The organism is Cesiribacter andamanensis AMV16, assembly GCF_000348925.1.
Taxonomy (GTDB): domain Bacteria; phylum Bacteroidota; class Bacteroidia; order Cytophagales; family Cyclobacteriaceae; genus Cesiribacter; species Cesiribacter andamanensis.
Map to the genome: position 1 here is coordinate 1 of NZ_AODQ01000215.1, position 3344 is coordinate 3344.

At 53.8% G+C, this 3344-nt stretch carries 3 protein-coding genes; all 3 read left to right on the forward strand.

Annotated elements, in window-relative coordinates; all coding sequences use genetic code 11:
- A partial coding sequence (locus tag ADICEAN_RS20485) for a glycoside hydrolase family 16 protein (RefSeq protein ID WP_040398611.1) occupies positions 1-678 on the forward strand: 678 nt, incomplete at its 5' end.
- A 194-nt stretch (positions 679-872) separates the two neighbouring features.
- A complete protein-coding gene (locus ADICEAN_RS20490) occupies positions 873-2462 on the forward strand; it encodes an acyl-CoA carboxylase subunit beta (protein WP_009197594.1) in 1590 nt (529 codons plus the stop codon).
- 404 nt (positions 2463-2866) lie between these two features.
- The coding region (locus ADICEAN_RS20495; RefSeq protein WP_040398613.1) for an ABC transporter permease at positions 2867-3344 on the forward strand (478 nt) is incomplete at its 3' end.

The following is a 3344-nucleotide window of genomic DNA, read 5'->3' on the forward strand; positions in this document are numbered from 1 at the left end:
ACTACCCGCTGGAAGTACGACCTGGGCGATGGCTGCCCCACTGTATGCGGCTGGGGCAATAACGAGCTGCAGTCCTACACCAGCCATAAGGACAATGTGCGCATCAAGGGGGGGAAGCTCATCATCACCGCCCGCAAAACCGGGCAGGAAAAACCGCAATTCACCTCTACCCGCCTGGTGAGCAAGCGGGACTGGAAGTATGCCTACATTGAGGTGCGGGCCCGCCTGCCCAAAGCTGTAGGCACCTGGCCCGCCATCTGGATGCTGCCCACCGACTGGAAGTATGGCGGCTGGCCCGATAGCGGTGAAATTGATATTATGGAACACGTAGGCTACGACCCCGGCGTGGTGCATGGCACTGTGCATACCCAGGCCTTCAACCACGGCATCGGCACCCAGAAAGGAAAGCAAATAGACGTACCAACCTACGATAGCGAGTTTCACCGCTACGCCATCCGCTGGGCCGAAGACAAGATCGAATTCTTTGTGGATGACCAGCTCTACAACACCTTTGAAAATACCGGCGGCGGCTATAAGGAATGGCCCTTCGACCAGCACTTTCACCTGCTGCTCAACCTGGCCGTAGGGGGCAACTGGGGCGGCAAGGAGGGGGTGGCGGAAGAAGCCTTTCCGCAGCGCATGGAAGTAGACTATGTGCGGGTATATGCACTGGACTGAGAGCGATCCCTCAGATAGCACTCCACCCCTGCCTGCGTACCTCTGAAGGCTCCAAAAAAACAGAACATACACCTTTATACGCACCACTATTCCTCTTCATATCTGATAGTTGGGTTTACAATCACAACGCTATCTGGCATTTGCCGGGTAGCGTTGTTCTTTTTTAGTATATTTGGCGCAAACGATTTTTTCCCATGGCCGACGAGAATCTGAACGAACGCAAGTACACCTTCCCCACCCATAAGCAGAAATACGAACTGCTCGATAAAAAAAACCAGGAAGCCCTGCTGGGCGGCGGCCAGGACCGCATTGATGCCCAGCACAAAAAAGGCAAGTTAACCGCCCGGGAGCGCATTCATCTGCTGCTCGATGAGGGATCTTTTGAAGAGATTGGCAAGTTTGTGATGCACCGCAGCCGCGATTTTGGGCTGGACAAGCAGTACTTTCTGGGCGATGGGGTGGTAACCGGCTACGGCACGGTAAACGGCCGTCTCATTTATGTGTTTGCGCAGGACTTTACCGTACTGGGCGGCTCTCTGGCCGAAGCCCATGCCGAAAAGATTGTGCGCCTGATGGAACTGGCCATGAAAAACGGCGCCCCCATCATTGGCCTGAACGACTCCGGCGGCGCCCGAATCCAGGAGGGGGTAGTTTCCCTGGGCGGCTATGCCGATATTTTCTACCGCAATACCCTGGCCAGCGGCGTTATTCCGCAAATTTCTGCCATTATGGGCCCCTGCGCCGGCGGGGCGGTCTACAGCCCAGCCATTACCGATTTTATCCTGATGGTGGAAAATACGAGCTATATGTTCGTAACCGGCCCCAACGTGGTAAAGACCGTCACCCAGGAGGATGTCACCTCCGAAGAGCTGGGCGGCGCCAGCACCCATAGCAGTAAAAGCGGCGTAACGCACTTTAGCTGCGCCAATGAGGTGGAGTGCATTAACCACATCAAGCGCCTGCTGAGCTATGTGCCTCAAAACTGTGAGGAAGATGCCCCCTTTGCCCCCTACGAGGCCCAGGGCGACGAGAGCCGCCCCGCCCTGGATACCATCATCCCCGAAAATCCCAACCAGCCCTACGACATGCGCGAGGTAATTGAGCAGCTGGTGGATACCGATTCTTTCTTTGAGGTGCATAAGAATTTTGCCGAAAATATTGTGGTAGGCTTTGCCCGCCTGGGTGGCCGCAGCATCGGCATTGTGGGCAACAACCCCGCCTCCATGGCCGGCGTGCTGGACATCCAGGCCTCTACCAAGGCGGCCCGTTTTGTGCGCTTCTGCGACAGCTTCAATATTCCCCTGCTGGTGCTGGAGGATGTGCCCGGCTTTTTGCCAGGAACCGATCAGGAGTGGAATGCCATCATCACCAACGGCGCCAAGCTGCTGTATGCCTTCTCGGAGGCTACCGTGCCCCGCATTACCGTCATTACCCGCAAGGCCTATGGCGGCGCCTATGATGTGATGAACTCCAAGCACATTGGCGCCGACATGAACTTTGCCTGGCCAATGGCCGAAATTGCCGTTATGGGCGCCAAGGGCGCTTCGGAGATCATCTTCCGCCGGGAGATCATGGAAGCGGCCGATCCCGAGGCCAAACTGCAGGAGAAGGTAGATGAGTACACCGATAAGTTTGCCAACCCCTACCGGGCGGCCCACCGCGGCTATGTAGATGAGGTGATCATGCCCGCCGACACCCGCCGCAAGCTCATCAAAGCCTACAAAATGCTGGAAAACAAAGTAGCGGTGCTGCCCAAGAAGAAGCACGGCAACATTCCGCTCTAAGCCCTGCTGCGCTGCCCTGAAGGGGGTATAAAGCCTGCAAACCAGCCCTGGATTCACCTCCGGAGCTGGTTTTTTTGCTTAGATGATACAGTTTAGCCCGGGAGGTAGTGTACCCGAACAACAAAGAACCGCTTGACAATCTTACCCACACCCTTTTCCATAGCAGCCATGCACAGAGCCAAAAGCAGGCACCGCTGGCTCAGGTGGGTATACCCTAGGGTGTACCCGATTGTATCAAATCGATACAGCATGTGTACCGAAAGCGAACAGTTTAGAGTGAGTTGCTAAACAATAGACTGTAAATCAATCTGTTATGATTTGGTATAAACTTTGCCAGCAAAAGTGCAAGGGTCTCCCCCTGTAGTTGGCCTGTTTTTCACTAAACGTCACCCCCCTTTTTCGTCATGTTAAAGAACTCGCTGAAAATCGCCATACGGATACTCTGGAAAAACAAGCTTTTTTCATTAGTCAATATCCTGAGCTTGTCATTGAGTATGGCGGTGGGTGTTATTCTTTTTACAGGCCTGAAAGCCACGTACGATACAGACCATTTTCATCCCCAATTAGATCAACTGGTGCGCATACTTACGCACGAAACACAGGAGGGGGAACAAACCAAATGGGCAACAGCTCCCTTGCCCTTGGCGACTCAACTGGAAAGCGTCTCCTTTGTGGAAAAAACGGTATGCGTACGTCTGGCAGGAAAACGTAACCTGCAAACCGATAAAGGGGATGTCCCTATTGACATCAAATTTTCAGAGCCTTCTTTTTTTAGTGTATTCGGCTTTACGCTCTTGTCAGGAGATGCACAAAGCCTTGCCCGTACCCCTACCACCCTTTTTTTAACCGAAAAAACAGCCAAAAATATTCGGAAACACGAAT